The organism is Pseudomonas sp. ADAK21 (assembly GCF_012935735.1).
GTDB lineage: Bacteria > Pseudomonadota > Gammaproteobacteria > Pseudomonadales > Pseudomonadaceae > Aquipseudomonas > Aquipseudomonas proteolytica.
Window position 1 is genome coordinate 2,120,284 of the sequence record NZ_CP052857.1, and the last position, 22,856, is coordinate 2,143,139.

Sequence of the window (22,856 nt, forward strand, 5' to 3'; positions counted from 1 at the left end):
AGGTTCACTGTAGGAGCGAGCTTGCTCGCGAAGGTCGTGAACGTTAAGGCGCGTTTGCCGGGTAAACGCGGTATGTTCGGTTTTTTCGCGAGCACGCTCGCTCCTACGGTTTTAAGGCAGTTGCAGCCCGCCAGCGGCCTTGTGCAGTGCGCGCAGATGTTCGCCAACCTGCTTGAGATTGGCCTCGCAGGCGGCAATTTCCGCCGCGCGCGAAGGTTCCAGCAGCGCCCTCACCTCTTTATCCAGGTCGCCGGTCAACGATTGCAGCTGTTTCTGGCGCAAGGCGCTTTCTGATTCCAGGCGCTGCCACTCCTTGGGTTGGGGCAATCCATAACCGCTGCTGCCGAGCAGTTCCGCCGGGCGGCTGAGGAAACCGCTGTTGGCGAGGATCTGCTGCAGCGTGGCATCGGCCTTGGCCATGCCGCCGTTCTTCAGTTCGCGGGCGCCGAGGTAGCGTTGCTTGACCTCGTCCTGGGCGAGCATCAGTTGCTTGCGAAAGCTGGCCTGTTCCAGCAGCAGCAATGCGGCGCTGGTGCGCAGGTCGGCCTTGTCGAACCACACCCTGCGTTGCTCGGCGCTCAAGGTCAGCCAGTCTTCGACCTGGGTCTGCGGGATCGGCAGGTGCTTCTTCAGCACCTCGAACATCGCCTGGTAGCGCTCACGGAAGGAGTCGAAGTGATAGCCCAGGCGCAAGGCCTCACGGCGGTCGTCCAGCACGCTGGTGTCGGCCAGCCCACGGGCCTTGAGGACTTCCAGCAAACCATTGGGGGTGATGTTGTCCAGGGCTGTCAGTTGCGGGTTGGCGCTACCGCTGCGCAGCAGTTTAAGGCCTTCGACGGCGCAGTTGTTGGAGAGGAAGTAGTAATTGCCGTCGTAGCTCCAGTGCATTTCGGCGGCGTGTTCGACGGTGTCGTTGATCTCCTGGCGCGTGAGAATCAGGGGCACGGAAGCCAGGCCACGCAGTTCGGTCTTGGTGTATTCGTCGATCACCTGGGCCAGGGGCAGTACGAACAGGCGCGATGGATACTTGCCCACCAGGCCGTCCCAACTCGACAGTTGTACGTCGCCGACAAATGCGCGGTAGGACAACACCAGGTGCTGGTCCAAGTCCAGGCGGCAATCCGGGCCACGTGGGCGGCCCGGCGCACAGATCACCAGGCGCAGCATGCTGTGGCCCCAGCGGCTCACCAGGTTCTGGTTGGCTTCGGCCAGCAGGTAGTCGATGGCGTATACGCGTTCGGGGTCGACCTGGCCCAGGGGCGTCTTGGCAAAATCGTTGCCGGCATTGAGGAAGGCGAAGGTGTTGGCACAAGCGTCCTTGGCTGGCGGGGCCCAGCCGAAGTGTTGCTGGTAGTAACGGTACAGCGCGGGACGGCGGCAGGCGTAGCTCGGGTCAAGGAGGAAGTACTCCATGTTGACCGCGACGAATTCCTTGGGGTTGGTGATTTCGTACAGGTCCGGGCTGCGGGCCACTTGCCGATTGTGCTGCTCGCGCTCGCCACGGCGGCCGACGTATTGCGGCCAGCCGGCCAGGTCAAGCAAGCGTGGATCGTCGCTGAGCGTGAAGCGCCGGTCATTCTGGCCCCGGCATTGATCGGGCAGGCCAACCAGGCCGGTGATGTTGTTCTGCCGGCTGCAGCGTCGGATCAACGAGCGCTGGTCCGTGGGCCACAGGCGCGCGCGATCATAGATATGGGTCAGTTCATGCAGAACGGTCGCGAGCAGTTCTCTGCGCACGGTGCCGTGGGGGCGCTGGGTCTGTTGGGTGGCGGCGGTGCCGTCAGTAAGGCTGGCCAGCAGTTTGCGATTGAGGTCCAGTTCAGCGACCAGCGACGCCTGGCCATAGGCATTGGCGGGCATGTCGTCGGTCCAGCCGACGTCGATGCGCCGGTCCAGTTGCTCGATGAAGCGCGGCGGCAGCGCCTGCATCGCTTCATCCAGCAATGCCTGGCTGGCCTGCTGTTGGGCCGGGCTCAAGCCGTCGGTCTTGAGCCGCAGTTGCAGGCTGGCCTGGGCGGCGCTGGCAGCCAGCAGTACCGTCGCAGCCAATAGCCAGGCGGTGAAGCGCCTCACAATGCGAGGATGGCTTCGGCGAGGACCTGGTCGCTGGCGTCGCGGGCTTCTGGCACGCGGGTTCGCAGGGTGTCGAAGGCGGCCTCCAGTTGCGCGCCGCGGATATCGCCATTGCTGGCGACAAAGCTGGCCGCGTCATCGTGGGCTGCGCGCACGACTTTGGAGTCACGGATGGAGGTGGTGGTGTCCGAGGTGAAATCAATGGTGCGGCCGAAAGCACGAACAATGATGTTACTGGTGGCCACGAGGGTTTGTGCCTGGGCGATATCTGCCAGCAGGAACAGGCCGAGAGCAGCTGCGATCAACGGGCGACGCATGGAATGACTCCAAAAGGTAAAGATGATTATTGGACGAGAATTGCCTGGGCCAGTTCAAGGTCACTGGACTTAAGTTTTGGCTCGGTGCGACGCAGGTAATCCAGCGCGCTCTCCAGTCGGGCGCCCCGCCATTGGCCGTCAGTGGCAATAAACACAGCAGCGTCATCCTGGGCTGCCAGTATCAATTTACGATCGAACGGCGCCGAGGTCACTTTACTGGTGGCATAAGCGCTGGCGACGACGCCTTGGGTGGACAGATCAAAGGCCTGGGCCGGAGCGGCGCCGCAGATGGCAAATATTGTGGGAGCAATCAACAAACGGTATGAAAAAGCCATGGGACTCGACAACTGAAAACGAGCGCCAAGGCTAGCGCAATGCCCGGGCGAGAGCCAGCGAGCAGGCCGACTACTGTAGGAGCGAGCTTGCTCGCGAAGAACCTGAGAGCGCAGTATTTTAGCAGTGAGCCCCGCGTTATCGTTCGCGATCTTCGCGAGCAAGCTCGCTCCTACAGTGAGTCAAGGTCAGATGGCGAGGATCGCCTGGGCCAGTTGCGCGTCGGTAGCGGTGTTGAGTTGGGGGGCTTGCTGGCGGATCTGCGCCAGGGCGCTTTCCAGCTTCACGCCACGGATCGCGCCTTGGCTGGCAACGAAGCTGGCGGCATCGTCGCGTGCTGCGCGCACGACTTTGTTGTCGCGAAGGGACGAGGTGGCATCGGAGGTGGCGTCGGAAGTGGCTTTGAGCGCGCCCACTATCGAGTCGGTGGTCACGATCAGGCTGGTGGCGCTGGCATTGGCAGCAACGGCAAGCAGGGCTGCAGCGCTTAGCAAACGAAGACGGGACATGGGTGGCTCCTGTGGATGAGACGAACTGATGACGCGATAGTAGCTGGCGCCTATCTGTTCGGGTAGTACGCAGTGGGAAGTCGCTGCCTGAAAAGGGTGATTGACCGCTACAAATTAAACCGATCCAAAATTGTACTGGTCTGTGTTTGTATTTTTTAAACTGTACTTGTTGGCGTGCTGGAAAAGGCCGTCAAGCAGCCTTTTCCGACCGCCCAGAACAACAAAACCCGCCTCCGGTTACCCGGGGCGGGTTCTGCTACAACAATTCGGGGTGCTGGCGGTGGACCCGGTAGGTCATGGCCAGCGGGCGCTAAATCAGCGCCAGAACGGCTTGCTCAGCTCTTCGTAGCGTTGAGCTTCGCTGATCCCGGCATCGGCCAGCAGACGCGAGTCCAGACGAGCCAACTGGTGGCGGCTGGAGATGCGGCGCTGCCACAACATCAGGTTGGCGATAACGCGCAGAGGCAGGGAAGCCTGGGTGTTGACAGCTTTATCTTCGAAGAACAGTTCGGAACTGAGTGTACGTTCCATGATGACATCCTTCCGCTTGTGGCGGGATTAGGTAGTGGTTTAACTGATGCCAATGATCCTCCTCCGGCACAAGACTCTCTAGATACAGTTCACCTGTATTGTGAGGGGCCAGTTAACTGTTTATAGGGGCTGTACTGTACAGAAATGGGGCAACTGTACCTGTCGGCACTGATTTGGTGCGTTTTAGGTGTTCTTGGAAGGATTTGTAGGGTTTTACGGTAGGAAATGACCGGTACAGCAGTACAGTTTTTTCCATATGAGTCGCAAGCAGATCCGGGCGAATACAACTGTGTTTGCATCCGCCCGGGTCTGTGTTGATCAACCTTTGAGCATATGCCCGGTTTCTTCCAGGTTGATGTGCCAGCTCAGGGCTTCGCGCAGAATATGCGGGGTGTGCCCGCCGATGGCGCAGGCGGCGGTGTAGTAGTTGTTGAGGGCGTCGCGGTAGTCAGGGTGTACGCAATTATCGATGATTACCCGTGCCCGCTCCCGTGGCGCCAGGCCGCGCAGGTCGGCCAGGCCGATCTCTGTCACGAGGATGTCGACGTCATGCTCGGTATGGTCGACATGGCTGACCATCGGTACCACGCTGGAAATCGCCCCGCCCTTGGCAATGGACTTGGTGACAAAGATCGCCAGGTGCGCGTTACGGGCGAAATCCCCCGAGCCGCCGATGCCGTTCATCATCCGCGTGCCGCAGACGTGGGTGGAGTTGACGTTGCCGTAGATGTCGAATTCCAGCGCAGTGTTGATACCAATGATGCCCAGGCGGCGTACCACTTCCGGGTGATTGGAAATTTCCTGTGGGCGCAGCACCAGCTTGTCCTTGTAACGCTCCAGGTTGCCGAACACGTCGGCATTGCGCCGCTCCGACAAGGTGATCGAACTGCCCGAGGCAAAGCTCAGCTTGCCGGCGTCGATCAGGTCGAAGGTCGAATCCTGCAGCACTTCGGAGTACATGGTCAGGTCTTCGAACGGTGACTCGATCAGGCCGCACATCACCGCGTTGGCAATGTTGCCGATCCCAGCCTGCAGCGGGCCGAGCTTGTTGGTCATGCGCCCGGCATCCACTTCCTGCTTGAGGAAGTTGATCAGGTGATTGGCGATCCACTGGGTGTCACTGTCAGGCGGCGTCACCGTGGAGGCGGAATCAGCCTGGTTGGTGATGACGATGGCGACGATCTTCTCTGGCGGGATCGGGATCGCAGTGCTGCCGATACGATCATCTACCTTGACCAGCGGGATCGGGGTGCGGGTCGGGCGGTAGGTCGGGATATAGATGTCGTGCAGGCCTTCCAGATTCGGGTTGTGCGCCAGATTGATCTCGATGATCACCTGCTTGGCAAAAATCGCGAAGCTGGCCGAGTTGCCCACGGAGGTCGTAGGCACGATATGGCCTTGCTCGGTGATGGCCACGGCTTCGATGACCGCGATGTCCGGCAGCTTGAGTTGGTTGTTGCGCAGTTGTTCGACGGTTTCCGACAGATGCTGATCGATAAACATCACTTCGCCGGCGTTGATGGCCTTGCGCAGGGTGCTATCGACCTGGAATGGCATGCGGCGCGACAGCACGCCTGCTTCGGTCAGTTGCTTATCCAGGTCGTTGCCCAGGCTGGCGCCGGTCATCAGGGTGATTTTCAGGGGCGAGGTCTTGGCACGCTCAGCCAGGGCGTGGGGCACAGCCTTGGCTTCACCGGCGCGGGTAAAGCCGCTCATGCCGACGGTCATGCCGTCCTCGATCAGGGCGGCAGCATCGGCGGCGCTCATGACCTTGTTCAACAGCGAAGGCAAGCGGATACGATCACGGTACATGGATTGTTATCTCGGGCAACGGAGGCAAGGTGGGCAGTCTAGTGATTTCAAAGGCTTTCGTCCCGCTACCATGGTCGAATGCCAGGTGGCGATTTAGAGCCTTTGGTCGGGTTTTTCCCGTTAATAAAAAACCCCAGCCTACGGGAGGCCGGGGTTTTGGGTATTGCGCTGGAGCAGTGTTTATTCGACGGCCTTGACCATGTCTTCGATGACCTTCTTGGCATCGCCGAAGACCATCATGGTTTTGTCCAGGTAGAACAATTCGTTATCCAGGCCGGCATAACCGCTGGCCATCGAGCGCTTGTTGACGATGATCGTCTTGGCCTTGAAGGCCTCGAGAATCGGCATGCCGGCGATCGGCGATTTCGGATCGTTCTTGGCGGCCGGGTTGACCACGTCGTTGGCGCCGAGTACCAGCACCACGTCGGCCTGGCCGAACTCGGAGTTGATGTCTTCCATCTCGAACACCTGGTCATAAGGCACTTCGGCCTCGGCCAGCAGCACGTTCATGTGGCCAGGCATGCGGCCGGCGACTGGGTGGATCGCGTACTTCACGGTGACACCGCGATGGGTCAGCTTCTCGGTCAGCTCTTTAAGGGCGTGTTGCGCCCGCGCTACTGCCAGGCCATAGCCCGGCACGATGATCACGGTGTCGGCGTTGGTCAGCAGGAAGGTGGCGTCGTCGGCCGAACCGGACTTCACCGGGCGCGCTTCTTTCGAGCCCGCTGGCCCTGCCGCATCCGGCGCGTTGCCGAAGCCGCCGAGCAGTACGTTAAAGAAGGAGCGGTTCATCGCCTTGCACATGATGTACGAGAGGATCGCGCCGCTTGAGCCCACCAGGGAGCCGGCGATGATCAGCATCGAGTTGTTCAGCGAGAAGCCGATCCCCGCTGCAGCCCAGCCGGAATAGCTGTTGAGCATCGAGACGACCACCGGCATGTCGGCGCCGCCAATCGGGATGATGATCAGCACGCCCAGCACAAAGGCCAGGGCCAGCATGACGGCGAAGGCAGTGAGGTTGCCGGTGAACATGAACACCAGGCCCAGGCCTAGAGTGGCCAGGCCCAGCACCAGGTTGAGCTTGTGCTGGCCGCCGAACTGTACCGGTGCGCCCTGGAACAGACGGAACTTGTACTTGCCCGACAGCTTGCCGAAGGCAATCACCGAGCCGGAGAAGGTAATGGCACCAATGGCTGCGCCGAGGAACAGTTCCAGGCGGTTGCCCGCAGGAATCGCGTCGCCCAGTTGCTTGACGATGCCCAGCGATTGCGGCTCGACCACTGCGGCAATGGCAATGAACACCGCGGCCAGACCGATCATGCTGTGCATGAAGGCGACCAGCTCCGGCATCTTGGTCATTTCTACGCGCTTGGCCATGATCGAGCCGGCGGTGCCGCCGATCAGCAGGCCGACAATCACGTAGCCGATGCCCGCAGTGGCGAGTTCTGCACCGAGCTTATAGATGAGGCCAACGGTGGTGAGTACCGCCAGGGCCATGCCGAGCATGCCGAACAGGTTGCCGCGTCGGGATGTGGTTGGGTGCGACAGGCCTTTGAGGGCCTGGATGAAACAGATCGACGCGATCAGGTAGAGCGTCGTCACGAGGTTCATGCTCATTACTTCTGCACCTCTTCTTTAGCCTTGGGCGCTTTCTTCTTGAACATCTCAAGCATCCTACGGGTAACCAGGAAACCGCCGAACACGTTAACGGCAGCCAGGGCCACGGCCAGGGTGCCCATGGTCTTGCCCAGCGGCGTGACGGTGAGTGCAGCCGCAAGCATGGCGCCAACGATCACAATCGCCGAGATTGCGTTGGTCACCGCCATCAATGGCGTGTGCAGTGCGGGGGTGACGTTCCAGACCACGTGATAACCGACATAAATCGCCAGCACGAAGATGATCAGGTTGTAGATACCGGGGGAGATAAGCTCTTCCATCGTCTGAATCCCTGCTTAGGCGTTTTTGCGGATGACTTGGCCGTCGCGGCACATCAGGCACGCGGCGACGATGTCGTCTTCGAGGTTGATTTCAAACTGCCCTTCCTTGGTGAAGACCAGCTTCAGGAAGTCCAGCAGGTTGCGCGCATACAGGGCCGAGGCATCGGCAGCGACGGCACCGGCAAGGTTGGTCGGACCGCAAATGGTCACGCCGTGTTGCACGACCACCTGGTCGGCGACGGTCAGCGGGCAGTTGCCTCCCTGGGCCGCGGCCAGGTCGATCACCACGGAGCCTGGCTTCATCTGGGCGACGGTTTCGGCGCTCAGCAAAGTCGGGGCCTTACGACCCGGGATCAGGGCGGTGGTGATGACGATATCGGCTTGCTTGGCGCGCTCATGCACGGCCAGGGCCTGGCGCTGCATCCAGCTGGTGGGCATGGGGCGTGCGTAACCGCCGACGCCAACGGCGCATTCGCGCTCTTCGTCGGTCTCGTAAGGCACGTCGACGAACTTGGCGCCGAGGGACTCAATCTGTTCCTTCACGGCCGGGCGTACGTCGGACGCTTCGATGACTGCACCCAGACGCTTCGCCGTAGCGATGGCTTGCAGGCCGGCGACGCCGGCGCCGAGGATCAGCACGCGGGCGGCTTTCACCGTGCCGGCGGCGGTCATCAGCATGGGCATGAAGCGCGGGTAGTGATGGGCCGCCAACAGCACCGCCTTGTAGCCGGCAATGTTGGCCTGGGAGGACAGCACATCCAGGCTCTGCGCACGGGAGGTACGCGGGGCGGCCTCCAGGGCGAAGGCAGTGATGCCATGTTCGGCCAGCCGGGTGATGGTTTCGTTGCTGAACGGATTGAGCATGCCCACCAGCACGGTGCCGCTTTTAATCAGCGTCAGCTCACTGTCGCTGGGGGCGACCACCTTGAGAATCAGCTCGGCGCCAAACGCCTCGCTGGCACTGCCAATGGTTGCGCCTGCCGTTTCATAGGCACTGTCGACGACACTGGCTTTGACACCTGCACCGCTTTGTACAGTGACCTTATGGCCCTGGCCGATCAGCTTCTTGATGGTTTCCGGGGTTGCAGCAACCCGCGTTTCACCGGTCTGGGTTTCGAGAGGAACACCAATGTGCACGTCAAATCTCCTGCATGATCTTTTTGCTTTTGATTTTTGTAAAAAGGCCAGTGCGCCGCGAGTGGCGCAACTGGGGCGGCCGATCAGCACGACCCCGCTGAAATGACAGCAGGGCGCGGCATTTTGCAGGCGAACTTTACGGCCTTCAAGGGATTATGACGGGTGACGAAAAATTAACTACAAGTCACCCTGTGACTGATTGTCGCAATCCACTGGAATAACCTCTTGAAATACAGGTATTTAAAGGCTTATGGAGGGAAAAGGCGATTTTTGCAATTGTCGACATGAATGGTCGGTCATGGGCGGTGAATAAGCGCTGTAGAGCTTATAGCTATTGGCTTTCAGGCCATTTTTCTGTGGATCGGTACAGTCTGTGTAAAAGCGACATATAGTTATATCTGTAGGGCTTTTGCTTTGTTGACTACAGAGTCAGCAATCTGCGAGCGCCTAGAATTGCCGGCTGTAACGCTGTGCCTGATCAACCAGCCAGTCTCGAAAGGCGTGCAGTGACGCGGATTCGACCTTTCTCTCTGGAATCATCAGGTAATAGGCCTTGCTGCTGGTCAGGGCCTGTTGGTTGGCGATCACCAACTGTTTCTCGCCCAATTCCCGCTGAATAAGAAATGGTGGGATCAAGGCAATGCCCATGTCATGCATAGCCGCCTGGGACAGCATGGAGAATAGCTCGTAACGTGGGCCTGTCATGTCCCGAGGGATGTTCAATTGTTGTGCGTTGAACCACTGGCGCCAGGCGTAGGGCCGTGTGGTTTGCTGCAGTAGCGGCAGTTCCGCGATTTCTTCGGCGCTGAAATGCGAGCGCTGCCCAAGCAGTCGTGGACTACAGACGGGCAGTGGGTTTTCACCCATTAACCTGTGGGACTCGGTGCCGGACCAGTCGGCATCGCCAAAATATATTGCGGCGTCGAACTCAGTGTCAGCGAACAGGAACGGGCGGGTCCGGTTGGTCAGGTTTACCGTGACTTCGGGGTGCTGCTGCTGGAAGTCCTTGAGTCGTGGGATCAGCCACTGGGTACCGAACGTGGGCACCACCGCCAGTTCGATCACATTGGCGCCTTGCTGGCCCATCACTGACAGGGTGTCGCGTTCCACGGCGTCGAGTTGCGTTGCCACTCGCCGGCTGTAGGAAAGCCCGGCTTCCGTGAGCTTTACTCCGCGTCGCGAGCGCCGAAACAGTTCGACACTCAAAAACTCCTCAAGGCCGGCGATCTGTCGGCAGATCGCGCCCTGGGTAATGGAAAGCTCCTGTGCGGCCTTGGTAAAGCTCTCGTGGCGGGCCGCCGCTTCAAAACTAACCAAGGCCGTGGTGCTGGGGATCTTCCTGCGCATGTACCGTACCCTCACTAATAAAAGGCGGTTTTGCCCTTCTTGATCGCTACGGAGTGAGAAATTAGCACAAGGCTATGCAAAAACCTCGTTTGCCCTCCTCGCCTGCCCGGCCTAGGCTCCATGCACGACTTTTGATTTACTTCGCGAGGAATCACTCATGGGCGGTAAGGCAAGCTTCAACTGGATCGATCCACTGTTGCTGGATCAGCAGCTCACCGAAGAAGAGCGCATGGTGCGCGACAGTGCCGAGCAATTCGCCCAGGACAAGTTGGCGCCGCGTGTGCTTGAAGCCTTCCGTCATGAAAAGACCGACCCTGCAATTTTCCGTGAAATGGGTGAGACCGGCCTGCTGGGCGCGATGATTCCCGAGCAGTACGGCGGCAGCGGCTTGAATTATGTCAGCTACGGCTTGATTGCCCGTGAAGTGGAGCGCGTCGATTCTGGCTATCGCTCGATGATGAGCGTGCAGTCGTCCCTGGTGATGGTGCCTATCAATGAGTTCGGCACTGAAGCACAAAAACAGAAGTACTTGCCCAAGCTGGCCTCGGGTGAATGGATCGGTTGCTTCGGCCTGACCGAGCCAAACCACGGTTCGGATCCGGGTGCGATGATTACCCGGGCGCGCAAGGTGGATGGCGGTTACAGCCTGACCGGCAGCAAAATGTGGATCACCAATAGCCCGATTGCCGATGTGTTTGTGGTCTGGGGCAAGGACGACGCCGGCGACATCCGTGGTTTTGTCCTGGAGAAGGGCTGGAAAGGTCTGAGTGCGCCGGCGATTCATGGCAAGGTCGGTTTGCGCGCTTCGATCACCGGTGAAATCGTCATGGACAACGTGTTTGTTCCTGAAGAAAACATCTTCCCCGATGTGCGCGGCTTGAAAGGTCCTTTTACCTGCCTGAACTCGGCACGCTACGGCATCTCCTGGGGCGCCTTGGGGGCTGCGGAGTTCTGCTGGCACACGGCGCGCCAGTACACCCTTGATCGCCAGCAGTTCGGGCGTCCACTGGCCGCCACGCAGTTGATCCAGAAAAAGCTCGCTGATATGCAGACCGAGATCACCCTCGCCTTGCAAGGTTGCCTTCGTCTGGGGCGGATGAAAGATGAAGGAACCGCGGCGGTGGAGATCACTTCGATCATGAAGCGCAACTCCTGCGGCAAATCCCTGGATATTGCCCGTATGGCTCGCGACATGCTCGGTGGCAATGGCATCTCCGATGAGTTCGGGATTGCCCGGCACCTGGTCAACCTGGAAGTGGTGAATACCTACGAAGGCACGCATGACGTCCATGCGCTCATCCTTGGGCGCGCCCAGACTGGTATCCAGGCGTTCTATTAATAGGAGGTTAACCATGGGCGCGCTATCGCATCTGCGGGTACTGGATTTGTCACGGGTGCTGGCGGGGCCTTGGGCCGGGCAGATTCTTGCTGATCTCGGCGCTGAGGTGATCAAGGTCGAGCGGCCTGGTAGTGGTGACGATACGCGCGCCTGGGGGCCGCCCTTCCTAAAGGATGCTTACGGTGAGAACACCAGTGAAGCGTCCTACTACTTATCGGCCAATCGTAATAAGGAGTCGGTGACTATCGACTTCACCCGGCCAGAGGGGCAGAAGCTGGTCCGGGACCTGGCGGCAAAGTCGGATATCTTGATCGAGAATTTCAAGGTGGGCGGGTTGGCGGCGTATGGCCTGGACTACGAGTCGCTCAAGGAGCTCAATCCGGAGCTGATTTACTGCTCTATCACCGGGTTTGGTCAGACGGGGCCGTATGCGGCGCGAGCTGGCTATGACTTCATGATCCAGGGGGTGGGTGGGTTGATGAGCCTGACGGGGCGCCCTGAGGGTGATGAGGGGGAAGGTCCGGTCAAGGTCGGCGTGGCGCTGACCGACATTTTGACTGGGCTGTACTCTACGGTGGCGATTCTGGCGGCTATGGCGCACCGCGATCATGATGGTGGTGGTCAGCATATCGATATGGCGCTGCTGGATGTACAGGTTGCCTGTCTGGCCAATCAGGCCATGAATTATCTGACGACAGGTGTGTCGCCCAAGCGGCTGGGTAACGCGCATCCGAATATCGTTCCGTATCAGGACTTCCCCACCGCCGATGGCGATTTCATCCTGACCGTGGGCAATGACGGCCAATTTCGCAAGTTTGCCCAGGTCGCGGGGCAACCGCAGTGGGCCGATGATCCGCGGTTTGCTACTAATAAGCTGCGGGTGGCCAATCGGGCAGCGCTCATTCCATTGATTCGTCAAGCAACGGTGTTCAAGACCACGGCCGAGTGGGTGGCCCAGTTGGAGCAGGTGGGTGTGCCGTGTGGGCCGATCAATGATCTGGCGCAGGTGTTTGCCGATCCTCAGGTGCGGGCACGCGGGCTGGCGATAGAGTTGCCGCATCCGCTTGCGGGCAAGGTGCCGCAGGTGGGGAGTCCTATGCGGCTGTCCAAGACGCCGGTGGAGTATCGCAGTGCGCCGCCTCTGCTGGGTGAGCATACGGTTAAGGTACTCAGTGAGGTGCTGGGGCTGGGGGCATCTCATGTGGCTGCCTTGAAGGAGGCGGGGGTTATCTGAGGGGGGGTCTTCTATATAGAAGGGATTTCTATATGAGCGCAGCTGGTTGTTTTTTAATCGATCGTAACTAATTGATAGAAAAGCAAAATCAAGGGTTGACGGCAAATTCTGGGAGTCTATAATTCGCCCCACTTCCGGCGCAGTCGAAACTGAAAACTCCTTGGTAAACAATGAGTTATGCGAGATTCGACAGCAAGTTGCTTCAGTTCATCGAAGCCAAAAGGAAGTTGAAAAAGAGGTGTTGACAGCAGCGTGTAACGCTGTAGAATTCGCCTCCCGCTGACGAGAGATCGGAAGCGCAAGTGGTTGAAGTTGTTGAGGAAAACCTCGAAAGCTTCTGAAAATAACCACTTGACAGCAAATGAGGCTGCTGTAGAATGCGCGCCTCGGTTGAGACGAAAGATCTTAACCAACCGCTCTTTAACAACTGAATCAAGCAATTCGTGTGGGTGCTTGTGGAGTCAGACTGATAGTCAACAAGATTATCAGCATCACAAGTTACTCCGCGAGAAATCAAAGATGTAACCAACGATTGCTGAGCCAAGTTTAGGGTTTCTTAAAAACCCAAAGATGTTTGAACTGAAGAGTTTGATCATGGCTCAGATTGAACGCTGGCGGCAGGCCTAACACATGCAAGTCGAGCGGTAGAGAGAAGCTTGCTTCTCTTGAGAGCGGCGGACGGGTGAGTAATGCCTAGGAATCTGCCTGGTAGTGGGGGATAACGTTCGGAAACGGACGCTAATACCGCATACGTCCTACGGGAGAAAGCAGGGGACCTTCGGGCCTTGCGCTATCAGATGAGCCTAGGTCGGATTAGCTAGTTGGTGGGGTAATGGCTCACCAAGGCGACGATCCGTAACTGGTCTGAGAGGATGATCAGTCACACTGGAACTGAGACACGGTCCAGACTCCTACGGGAGGCAGCAGTGGGGAATATTGGACAATGGGCGAAAGCCTGATCCAGCCATGCCGCGTGTGTGAAGAAGGTCTTCGGATTGTAAAGCACTTTAAGTTGGGAGGAAGGGCAGTAAATTAATACTTTGCTGTTTTGACGTTACCGACAGAATAAGCACCGGCTAACTCTGTGCCAGCAGCCGCGGTAATACAGAGGGTGCAAGCGTTAATCGGAATTACTGGGCGTAAAGCGCGCGTAGGTGGTTAGTTAAGTTGGATGTGAAATCCCCGGGCTCAACCTGGGAACTGCATTCAAAACTGACTGACTAGAGTATGGTAGAGGGTGGTGGAATTTCCTGTGTAGCGGTGAAATGCGTAGATATAGGAAGGAACACCAGTGGCGAAGGCGACCACCTGGACTGATACTGACACTGAGGTGCGAAAGCGTGGGGAGCAAACAGGATTAGATACCCTGGTAGTCCACGCCGTAAACGATGTCAACTAGCCGTTGGGAGCCTTGAGCTCTTAGTGGCGCAGCTAACGCATTAAGTTGACCGCCTGGGGAGTACGGCCGCAAGGTTAAAACTCAAATGAATTGACGGGGGCCCGCACAAGCGGTGGAGCATGTGGTTTAATTCGAAGCAACGCGAAGAACCTTACCAGGCCTTGACATCCAATGAACTTTCTAGAGATAGATTGGTGCCTTCGGGAACATTGAGACAGGTGCTGCATGGCTGTCGTCAGCTCGTGTCGTGAGATGTTGGGTTAAGTCCCGTAACGAGCGCAACCCTTGTCCTTAGTTACCAGCACGTTATGGTGGGCACTCTAAGGAGACTGCCGGTGACAAACCGGAGGAAGGTGGGGATGACGTCAAGTCATCATGGCCCTTACGGCCTGGGCTACACACGTGCTACAATGGTCGGTACAGAGGGTTGCCAAGCCGCGAGGTGGAGCTAATCCCACAAAACCGATCGTAGTCCGGATCGCAGTCTGCAACTCGACTGCGTGAAGTCGGAATCGCTAGTAATCGCGAATCAGAATGTCGCGGTGAATACGTTCCCGGGCCTTGTACACACCGCCCGTCACACCATGGGAGTGGGTTGCACCAGAAGTAGCTAGTCTAACCTTCGGGAGGACGGTTACCACGGTGTGATTCATGACTGGGGTGAAGTCGTAACAAGGTAGCCGTAGGGGAACCTGCGGCTGGATCACCTCCTTAATCGACGACATCAGCTGCTCCATAAGTTCCCACACGAATTGCTTGATTCATTGAAGAAGACGAAAAGAAGCAGCCCGAAATTGGGTCTGTAGCTCAGTTGGTTAGAGCGCACCCCTGATAAGGGTGAGGTCGGCAGTTCGAATCTGCCCAGACCCACCAATTTTGTGTGGGAAACGCCTGTAGAAATACGGGGCCATAGCTCAGCTGGGAGAGCGCCTGCCTTGCACGCAGGAGGTCAACGGTTCGATCCCGTTTGGCTCCACCACTACTGCTTCTGTTTGTATAAAGCTTAGAAATGAGCATTCCATCGTTGTGATGGTGAATGTTGATTTCTAGTCTTTGACTAGTTCGTTCTTTAAAAATTTGGGTATGTGATAGAAAGATAGACTGAACGTTACTTTCACTGGTAACGGATCAGGCTAAGGTAAAATTTGTGAGTTCTCTTAGTTGAGAAATTCGAATTTTCGGCGAATGTCGTCTTCACAGTATAACCAGATTGCTTGGGGTTATATGGTCAAGTGAAGAAGCGCATACGGTGGATGCCTTGGCAGTCAGAGGCGATGAAAGACGTGGTAGCCTGCGAAAAGCTTCGGGGAGTCGGCAAACAGACTTTGATCCGGAGATGTCTGAATGGGGGAACCCAGCCATCATAAGATGGTTATCTTACGCTGAATACATAGGCGTAAGAGGCGAACCAGGGGAACTGAAACATCTAAGTACCCTGAGGAAAAGAAATCAACCGAGATTCCCTTAGTAGTGGCGAGCGAACGGGGACTAGCCCTTAAGTGGCTTTGAGATTAGCGGAACGCTCTGGAAAGTGCGGCCATAGTGGGTGATAGCCCTGTACGCGAAAATCTCTTAGTCATGAAATCGAGTAGGACGGAGCACGAGAAACTTTGTCTGAATATGGGGGGACCATCCTCCAAGGCTAAATACTACTGACTGACCGATAGTGAACTAGTACCGTGAGGGAAAGGCGAAAAGAACCCCGGAGAGGGGAGTGAAATAGATCCTGAAACCGTATGCGTACAAGCAGTGGGAGCCCACTTTGTTGGGTGACTGCGTACCTTTTGTATAATGGGTCAGCGACTTATTTTCAGTGGCGAGCTTAACCGAATAGGGAGGCGTAGCGAAAGCGAGTCTTAATAGGGCGTCTAGTCGCTGGGAATAGACCCGAAACCGGGCGATCTATCCATGGGCAGGTTGAAGGTTGGGTAACACTAACTGGAGGACCGAACCGACTACCGTTGAAAAGTTAGCGGATGACCTGTGGATCGGAGTGAAAGGCTAATCAAGCTCGGAGATAGCTGGTTCTCCTCGAAAGCTATTTAGGTAGCGCCTCATGTATCACTGTAGGGGGTAGAGCACTGTTTCGGCTAGGGGGTCATCCCGACTTACCAAACCGATGCAAACTCCGAATACCTACAAGTGCCGAGCATGGGAGACACACGGCGGGTGCTAACGTCCGTCGTGAAAAGGGAAACAACCCAGACCGTCAGCTAAGGTCCCAAAGTTATGGTTAAGTGGGAAACGATGTGGGAAGGCTTAGACAGCTAGGAGGTTGGCTTAGAAGCAGCCACCCTTTAAAGAAAGCGTAATAGCTCACTAGTCGAGTCGGCCTGCGCGGAAGATGTAACGGGGCTCAAACCATACACCGAAGCTACGGGTATCACCTTCGGGTGATGCGGTAGAGGAGCGTTCTGTAAGCCTGTGAAGGTGAGTTGAGAAGCTTGCTGGAGGTATCAGAAGTGCGAATGCTGACATGAGTAACGACAATGGGTGTGAAAAACACCCACGCCGAAAGACCAAGGTTTCCTGCGCAACGTTAATCGACGCAGGGTTAGTCGGTCCCTAAGGCGAGGCTGAAAAGCGTAGTCGATGGAAAACAGGTTAATATTCCTGTACTTCTGGTTATTGCGATGGAGGGACGGAGAAGGCTAGGCCAGCTTGGCGTTGGTTGTCCAAGTTTAAGGTGGTAGGCTGGAATCTTAGGTAAATCCGGGATTCTAAGGCCGAGAGCTGATGACGAGTTACTCTTTGAGTGACGAAGTGGTTGATGCCATGCTTCCAAGAAAAGCTTCTAAGCTTCAGGTAACCAGGAACCGTACCCCAAACCGACACAGGTGGTTGGGTAGAGAATACCAAGGCGCTTGAGAGAACTCGGGTGAAGGAACTAGGCAAAATGGCACCGTAACTTCGGGAGAAGGTGCGCCGGTGAGGGTGAAGGACTTGCTCCGTAAGCTCATGCCGGTCGAAGATACCAGGCCGCTGCGACTGTTTATTAAAAACACAGCACTCTGCAAACACGAAAGTGGACGTATAGGGTGTGACGCCTGCCCGGTGCCGGAAGGTTAATTGATGGGGTTAGCTAACGCGAAGCTCTTGATCGAAGCCCCGGTAAACGGCGGCCGTAACTATAACGGTCCTAAGGTAGCGAAATTCCTTGTCGGGTAAGTTCCGACCTGCACGAATGGCGTAACGATGGCGGCGCTGTCTCCACCCGAGACTCAGTGAAATTGAAATCGCTGTGAAGATGCAGTGTATCCGCGGCTAGACGGAAAGACCCCGTGAACCTTTACTATAGCTTTGCACTGGACTTTGAATTTGCTTGTGTAGGATAGGTGGGAGGCTTTGAAGCGTGGACGCCAGTCTGCGTGGAGCCAACCTTGAAATACCACCCTGGCAACTTTGAGGTTCTAACTCAGGTCCGTTATCCGGATCGAGGACAGTGTATGGTGGGTAGTTTGACTGGGGCGGTCTCCTCCTAAAGAGTAACGGAGGAGTACGAAGGTGCGCTCAGACCGGTCGGAAATCGGTCGTAGAGTATAAAGGCAAAAGCGCGCTTGACTGCGAGACAGACACGTCGAGCAGGTACGAAAGTAGGTCTTAGTGATCCGGTGGTTCTGTATGGAAGGGCCATCGCTCAACGGATAAAAGGTACTCCGGGGATAACAGGCTGATACCGCCCAAGAGTTCATATCGACGGCGGTGTTTGGCACCTCGATGTCGGCTCATCACATCCTGGGGCTGAAGCCGGTCCCAAGGGTATGGCTGTTCGCCATTTAAAGTGGTACGCGAGCTGGGTTTAGAACGTCGTGAGACAGTTCGGTCCCTATCTGCCGTGGACGTTTGAGATTTGAGAGGGGCTGCTCCTAGTACGAGAGGACCGGAGTGGACGAACCTCTGGTGTTCCGGTTGTCACGCCAGTGGCATTGCCGGGTAGCTATGTTCGGAATAGATAACCGCTGAAAGCATCTAAGCGGGAAACTAGCCTCAAGATGAGATCTCACTGGAACCTTGAGTTCCCTGAAGGGCCGTCGAAGACTACGACGTTGATAGGTTGGGTGTGTAAGCGCTGTGAGGCGTTGAGCTAACCAATACTAATTGCCCGTGAGGCTTGACCATATAACACCCAAGCAATTTGACTACTCCCGATTTGGAAACAAAGAGGAGCATCAGATTGCGGTGTGTGAAGACGAAACGAACCGAAAGTTCGACTCTTGCAAACACCGACTTCTATTACATACCCAATTTGCTGAAGCGAGGCCAGCTGGCCACGACTCAGTACCCGAATTTCTTGACGACCATAGAGCATTGGAACCACCTGATCCCATCCCGAACTCAGCAGTGAAACGATGCATCGCCGATGGTAGTGTGGGGTTTCCCCATGTGAGAGTAGGTCATCGTCAAGATTAAATTCCGAAACCCCAATTGCGAAAGCAGTTGGGGTTTTGTTTTATGTAGAAGCTCATGAATTTCATCGGCACGATGCGAAAGCAACGGTCCGGTACACAGAATTTCTTGACGACCATAGAGCATTGGAACCACCTGATCCCATCCCGAACTCAGCAGTGAAACGATGCATCGCCGATGGTAGTGTGGGGTTTCCCCATGTGAGAGTAGGTCATCGTCAAGATCAAATTCCGAAGCCCCCGTCTGCTAACGCAGGCGGGGGTTTTGTCGTTTTAGGGCTGAGCGCCCTATCCAGACCGCCTGTCGGTTTCCTACTTTAAAAGAAGATCTATCCCACAAATTCCTAAGATTTATCCAGTCTTGGCCGAAAGCCTGATGAGCCATGCGTGCACCGAAATAGAGCGGTCGTAGAGTTCGCCTATACCGTACATGGAATGTTGCATTCGGCACGCTCACCCCCTTTTGGCAAAAAGAAGTCGATGAAATGAATCTCAAGTTCAGTCATAAAATTCTGTTGGCAGCGTCAGGCGTCGTGGTTCTGGCCTTCGCGCTGTTCACGTTGTACAACGACTACCTGCAGCGCAATACCATCAGGCAAAACCTGGAATCATCCATCCAGCAGTCGGGTGACCTGACCGCCAGCAGCGTGCAGAACTGGCTCGGTGGTCGGGTGCTAGTCCTGGAAAATCTTGCGCAGAACGTTGCTCACCAAGGTAGCAATGCCGACCTTCCTGGCTTGGTTGATCAACCGGCACTCACCTCGAACTTCCAGTTCACGTATGTCGGTTCAACCAACGGCGTCTTCACCCAGCGCCCTGACGCGAAAATGCCAGATGGCTACGATCCACGTCAGCGGCCCTGGTACAAGCAAGCGGTCATGGCTGACAAACCCATGCTGACGCCGCCTTATATGGCCGCTGTCGGTGGCTTGATCGTCACCATCGCGATGCCGGTCAAGAAGAATGGTGAGCTGCTTGGTGTCGTAGGGGGGGATTTGAGCCTGCAAACCCTGGTGAAGATCATCAACTCGGTCGACTTCGGCGGTATTGGTCATGCATTCCTAGTCAGTGGCGACGGGCAGGTGATCGTCAGCCCTGACCAGGAACAGGTGATGAAAAACCTCAAGGACATCTACCCAGGCAGCAGCGTCCGTATTGAGAAGGTTAACCAGGATGTGATCCTCAATGGTCAGGACCGTATCCTGTCCTTCACCCCGATCAGCGGCTTGCCGGGCGCAGATTGGTACATAGGCCTGTCGATCGACAAAGACAAAGCCTACGCCCCGTTGAGCAAATTCCGCACCTCCGCCTTGATCGCGATGTTCATTGCCGTCACCGCGATTGCGGTATTGCTGAGCCTGTTGATTCAGGTCCTGATGCGCCCACTGACAACCATGGGCCGTGCAATGCAAGACATTGCCCAGGGCGAGGGCGACCTGACTCGTCGCCTGGTCGTAGAAAGCAAGGACGAGTTCGGCGAGTTGGGTGGCGCCTTCAACCAGTTTGTCGAGCGTATCCACGCCTCGATCAGCGAAGTGTCTTCCGCCACAAGGCATGTGCACGATCTGTCCCAGCGCGTGATGGCATCGTCCAACGCCTCGATTATCGGCTCCGACGAGCAGAGCGCCCGCACCAACAGCGTTGCCGCGGCGATTAACGAACTGGGTGCCGCCACTCAGGAAATCGCCCGTAACGCCGCTGACGCCTCGCAACATGCCAGCGGCGCCAGCGAGCAAGCCGATGACGGTCGCCAGGTCGTAGAGAAAACCATCCTGGCGATGTCCGAGTTGTCGCAGAAGATCAGCCTGTCCTGTACGCAGATTGAAACCCTGAATGCCAGCACCGACAACATCGGGCATATTCTCGATGTGATCAAAGGCATCTCGCAGCAAACCAACCTGCTGGCGCTCAACGCTGCCATTGAAGCTGCCCGTGCCGGTGAAGCCGGCCGTGGGTTTGCCGTGGTGGCCGACGAAGTACGCAACCTGGCTCACCGTACCCAGGAGTCGGCGGAGGAGATCCACAAGATGATCACCTCATTGCAGATCGGCTCTCGCGAAGCGGTCACCACGATGAACGCCAGCCAGGTCTCCAGTGAAGAAAGCGTCGAGGTCGCCAACCAGGCGGGTGAACGCTTGATCAGTGTGACTCAGCGGATCGTCGAGATCGATGGCATGAACCAGTCGGTGGCGGCAGCCACTGAGGAACAGACCGCCGTGGTGGAGACGCTCAATGTCGATATCAACCAGATCAACCTGCTTAACCAGCAAGGCGTGGCCAACCTCAACGAGACCTTGAAAGACTGCGACGCGCTGTCACAACAAGCCAATCGCTTGAAGCAGTTGGTCGATAGTTTCAAGATCTGATCACCTCACGATAAACATGGCGTAGTGCAGCAGTGCACTGCGCCATTTTTTTAACCAAGCAAATGGCAAACGTTATCCAGTGCGCGGTCGGCGAAATCCTGGATGAACTGTTCGAAGCCCTCGTTATCACCGGCAGTGACAGGCTCGGCGATAATGGTCCAGGTCGCCCGAGCCAGGTTCTCCCCAAGCGACTCAACACTCATTGCCGCCCACAGTCGGGCCACGCCCAAGGTGTTATAGATTGTCGTCCAGGTCATATGCATCGCCAGCTCATCGCGGCTGTTGAGCTGTTCCACGGCGATATTGCCATCGTGGAAGTATTTCTTGCGTAGCGATCCCACGCCGCTGCCCGTCATCGTGATGCGTGCCAGGGCAGGAATGAACGCGTCAAAACCCTCAAAGCGCCCCACAACCTTCCACAGCTTGGAAGCATTGCAGGCAATCACCACAGATGACACCAGAGGCTTGCCCTGGGGGTTTTTAATCAACGTATCGGGTTGCAGCTGTCTCATAAGTTTTTCCTGATGGCGAGGCTCACAGAAAGCCAATGGCATTGAGGTACTGGCACCCTCTGCGTAACAGCGCAGGTTCTTTTTCGGGGTACTGCGCGCCCATCTGTTCAACACCATGGCGTGCGTTCTCATGGCGGATCATGGAGATGTCGCCCGTGTCTTCTCCCAGCCCATTGAGGTAGAACCCCAGTACACCGAAAAGGGCATTCTCGCGATCCACTTCGCGCAGATGGTGTTGCCAATCCGCTACGCTCACCAACTCGAACGCATGCCCTGCCTGGCGAAACGACTCGACATAGGTTTCCCACTTCAAGGGTTGCGGGTTGTGCAGGTTGAAGACGCTGCGCTGGGCAACATAATTGCCGCTGTGGAAGGCGATGAAACGTGCCAGGAAATCCACCGGCATCAGGTCGAAGTTCAATCCCAGGCGCGGCACCCGGCCCAACTGCAGCGATCCCTTGAGCATCAGCAACAGGCGGTTCTTGTGGGGTTGGCAGACGCCATTGCGGCTATTGAAACTGATGTTCCCGGGGCGGTAGATATTGACCCAGGCACCTTGTACGGCGGCACGCCCCAACAGACGTTCAGCGACCCATTTGGACAGGTTGTAGCCGTTCTTGATGTAGAGCGGTGGCGTACTTGCCGCAGGCGCTTCAAGCACCTGCCCATCGGCCCCGACGCTGCTTGACGCAGATAACGTGGACACGAAGTTGAGCACTTTCTTACAGTGGGTTTCGCACAGGCGCAGGCATTCAAGCACCGGTTCCACGTTGTCCTTGGCCAGTGACGCGTAGTCCATGACGTGATTGACGTGGGCAGCGCTGTGTACCAGCACCCCGTAATGGCGGGCGAGGTACTCATAGACCGGCGCCTCTAGCCCCATGCGCGGTTGGCGCAGGTCGGTGGTGTATACACGCACCCGGCTCAGGTCCAGGTGTTCCAGGCGGTACTCACGCAAGGCTTCGGCAAAGCGTGCAGTTGCCGATTGCCCTGGGTGTTCCCGCACCAGGCAGGCGACTTCGGTCGCTCCGGCCATCAGCAAGGCCTCGACGATATGTATACCCAGGAAACTATTGGCGCCGGTCACGATAGCCTTGTTACGATCACCGGCACGCTCTGCTGGTAACAGCGCCAGATCCAGCGTGCGCAGCGCATCGCTGATCGCCCGTTCGGTGGGAGCGGCACCTGGTGCACTGTCACCCATCAGCGCCGCGAGCGTCTGCACCGTGGGCGCCTCGATAAACCGATTGAGAGGCAGGCTGCGCCCGTACAACTCACGAATGCGCAGGAGCATGGTTGATAGCAGGATGGAGTGGCCGCCGAGATGAAAAAAACTGTCGTCAGTCGATATCTCGTCGGCCGGTAATCCCAGCAGCTCACTCCACAGGTCCAGCAATTGCCCTTCCACCGGTGTTTGGGGGCGGCGCTGAGGAGGCTGCGAGACAGTTTGAACCGCCAGCGCCAGCAAGGCCTGGCGATCGACCTTGCCATTGCTGCCATAAGGCAGGCTCGGCAACTCTGTACACACGGTTGGCTGCATATAGTCCGGCAGCCGTTGCCCGGCATGTTGTTTTAACGCGGCCAGGGCCGTACCTGAGTCACTG

15 protein-coding genes, 2 tRNA genes and 4 rRNA genes are annotated in these 22,856 nt (G+C 57.1%); 9 read left to right on the forward strand and 12 right to left on the reverse strand.

Annotated elements, in window-relative coordinates; translation table 11 throughout:
* Positions 1 to 111: 111 nt before the first annotated feature.
* The 10 genes from HKK57_RS09795 to HKK57_RS09840 form a co-directional block, all read right to left on the reverse strand.
* Positions 112 to 2,073 carry a DUF7844 domain-containing protein gene (locus tag HKK57_RS09795; RefSeq protein ID WP_092232534.1) on the reverse strand — a complete coding sequence of 654 codons (1,962 nt, stop codon included), beginning with the start codon at positions 2,071 to 2,073 and terminating at the stop codon, positions 112 to 114.
* Positions 2,070 to 2,390 carry a DUF2388 domain-containing protein gene (locus HKK57_RS09800; RefSeq protein ID WP_029290409.1) on the reverse strand — a complete coding sequence of 107 codons (321 nt, stop codon included), beginning with the start codon at positions 2,388 to 2,390 and terminating at the stop codon, positions 2,070 to 2,072. Before HKK57_RS09800 ends, HKK57_RS09795 begins: the two co-directional genes overlap by 4 nt.
* A 26-nt stretch (positions 2,391 to 2,416) precedes the next feature.
* Positions 2,417 to 2,725 (reverse strand): DUF2388 domain-containing protein, encoded by a 309-nt coding sequence (locus tag HKK57_RS09805; RefSeq protein ID WP_070995496.1) that lies wholly within the window; start codon positions 2,723 to 2,725, stop codon positions 2,417 to 2,419.
* A gap of 186 nt (positions 2,726 to 2,911) precedes the next feature.
* Entirely contained in the window at positions 2,912 to 3,232 is a 321-nt protein-coding gene (locus HKK57_RS09810) for a DUF2388 domain-containing protein (protein WP_029290413.1), read from the reverse strand.
* A 315-nt stretch (positions 3,233 to 3,547) separates the two neighbouring features.
* Positions 3,548 to 3,763, reverse strand: coding sequence for a DUF1127 domain-containing protein (locus tag HKK57_RS09815; protein WP_007911656.1), 216 nt, complete (start codon positions 3,761 to 3,763; stop codon positions 3,548 to 3,550).
* Positions 3,764 to 4,081: 318 nt separating this feature from the next.
* Positions 4,082 to 5,575, reverse strand: a complete 1,494-nt coding sequence (locus HKK57_RS09820) for an acetyl-CoA hydrolase/transferase family protein (protein ID WP_029290419.1) — start codon at positions 5,573 to 5,575, stop codon at positions 4,082 to 4,084.
* Positions 5,576 to 5,755: 180 nt separating this feature from the next.
* Positions 5,756 to 7,192: an NAD(P)(+) transhydrogenase (Re/Si-specific) subunit beta gene (locus HKK57_RS09825; protein ID WP_029290421.1), complete on the reverse strand. Its 1,437-nt coding sequence runs from the start codon at positions 7,190 to 7,192 to the stop codon at positions 5,756 to 5,758.
* On the reverse strand, positions 7,192 to 7,512 hold the full coding sequence (locus HKK57_RS09830) for an NAD(P) transhydrogenase subunit alpha (RefSeq protein WP_003233786.1): 321 nt from the start codon (positions 7,510 to 7,512) through the stop codon (positions 7,192 to 7,194). The genes HKK57_RS09825 and HKK57_RS09830 overlap by 1 nt, the downstream gene beginning before the upstream one ends.
* A 15-nt stretch (positions 7,513 to 7,527) precedes the next feature.
* On the reverse strand, positions 7,528 to 8,649 hold the full coding sequence (locus HKK57_RS09835; protein ID WP_029290427.1) for a Re/Si-specific NAD(P)(+) transhydrogenase subunit alpha: 1,122 nt from the start codon (positions 8,647 to 8,649) through the stop codon (positions 7,528 to 7,530).
* Positions 8,650 to 9,096: 447 nt separating this feature from the next.
* Positions 9,097 to 9,996: a LysR family transcriptional regulator gene (locus HKK57_RS09840; protein ID WP_029290430.1), complete on the reverse strand. Its 900-nt coding sequence runs from the start codon at positions 9,994 to 9,996 to the stop codon at positions 9,097 to 9,099.
* A gap of 157 nt (positions 9,997 to 10,153) precedes the next feature.
* On the opposite strand from HKK57_RS09840, the gene HKK57_RS09845 reads away from it, so the two are divergent.
* The 9 genes from HKK57_RS09845 (at position 10,154) to HKK57_RS09885 (ending at position 20,740) form a co-directional block, all read left to right on the forward strand.
* Positions 10,154 to 11,335, forward strand: coding sequence for an acyl-CoA dehydrogenase (locus tag HKK57_RS09845; protein WP_029290432.1), 1,182 nt, complete (start codon positions 10,154 to 10,156; stop codon positions 11,333 to 11,335).
* A 13-nt stretch (positions 11,336 to 11,348) separates the two neighbouring features.
* Positions 11,349 to 12,569, forward strand: a complete 1,221-nt coding sequence (locus HKK57_RS09850; protein WP_169390090.1) for a CaiB/BaiF CoA transferase family protein — start codon at positions 11,349 to 11,351, stop codon at positions 12,567 to 12,569.
* A gap of 576 nt (positions 12,570 to 13,145) precedes the next feature.
* Positions 13,146 to 14,682: ribosomal RNA gene (locus tag HKK57_RS09855) — 16S ribosomal RNA — on the forward strand.
* Between the two features lie 82 nt (positions 14,683 to 14,764).
* A tRNA-Ile gene (locus HKK57_RS09860) sits at positions 14,765 to 14,841 on the forward strand.
* A gap of 30 nt (positions 14,842 to 14,871) precedes the next feature.
* A tRNA-Ala gene (locus HKK57_RS09865) sits at positions 14,872 to 14,947 on the forward strand.
* Between the two features lie 247 nt (positions 14,948 to 15,194).
* Positions 15,195 to 18,087 (forward strand): 23S ribosomal RNA (locus tag HKK57_RS09870).
* Between the two features lie 171 nt (positions 18,088 to 18,258).
* Positions 18,259 to 18,374: ribosomal RNA gene (gene rrf / locus HKK57_RS09875) — 5S ribosomal RNA — on the forward strand.
* 108 nt (positions 18,375 to 18,482) lie between these two features.
* Positions 18,483 to 18,598, forward strand: a 5S ribosomal RNA gene (rrf, locus tag HKK57_RS09880).
* Together the 16S, 23S and 5S rRNA genes with 2 tRNA genes alongside form the textbook arrangement of a ribosomal RNA operon.
* 261 nt (positions 18,599 to 18,859) lie before the next feature.
* Positions 18,860 to 20,740, forward strand: coding sequence for a methyl-accepting chemotaxis protein (locus tag HKK57_RS09885; RefSeq protein WP_029300688.1), 1,881 nt, complete (start codon positions 18,860 to 18,862; stop codon positions 20,738 to 20,740).
* 50 nt (positions 20,741 to 20,790) lie between these two features.
* Here the strand turns inward: HKK57_RS09885 and HKK57_RS09890 are convergent, their stop codons facing one another.
* Positions 20,791 to 21,252: an SRPBCC family protein gene (locus HKK57_RS09890; RefSeq protein WP_029300691.1), complete on the reverse strand. Its 462-nt coding sequence runs from the start codon at positions 21,250 to 21,252 to the stop codon at positions 20,791 to 20,793.
* A gap of 22 nt (positions 21,253 to 21,274) precedes the next feature.
* Positions 21,275 to 22,660, reverse strand: coding sequence for a thioester reductase domain-containing protein (locus tag HKK57_RS27275; protein ID WP_442962266.1), 1,386 nt, complete (start codon positions 22,658 to 22,660; stop codon positions 21,275 to 21,277).
* Positions 22,661 to 22,856 lie beyond the last annotated feature (196 nt).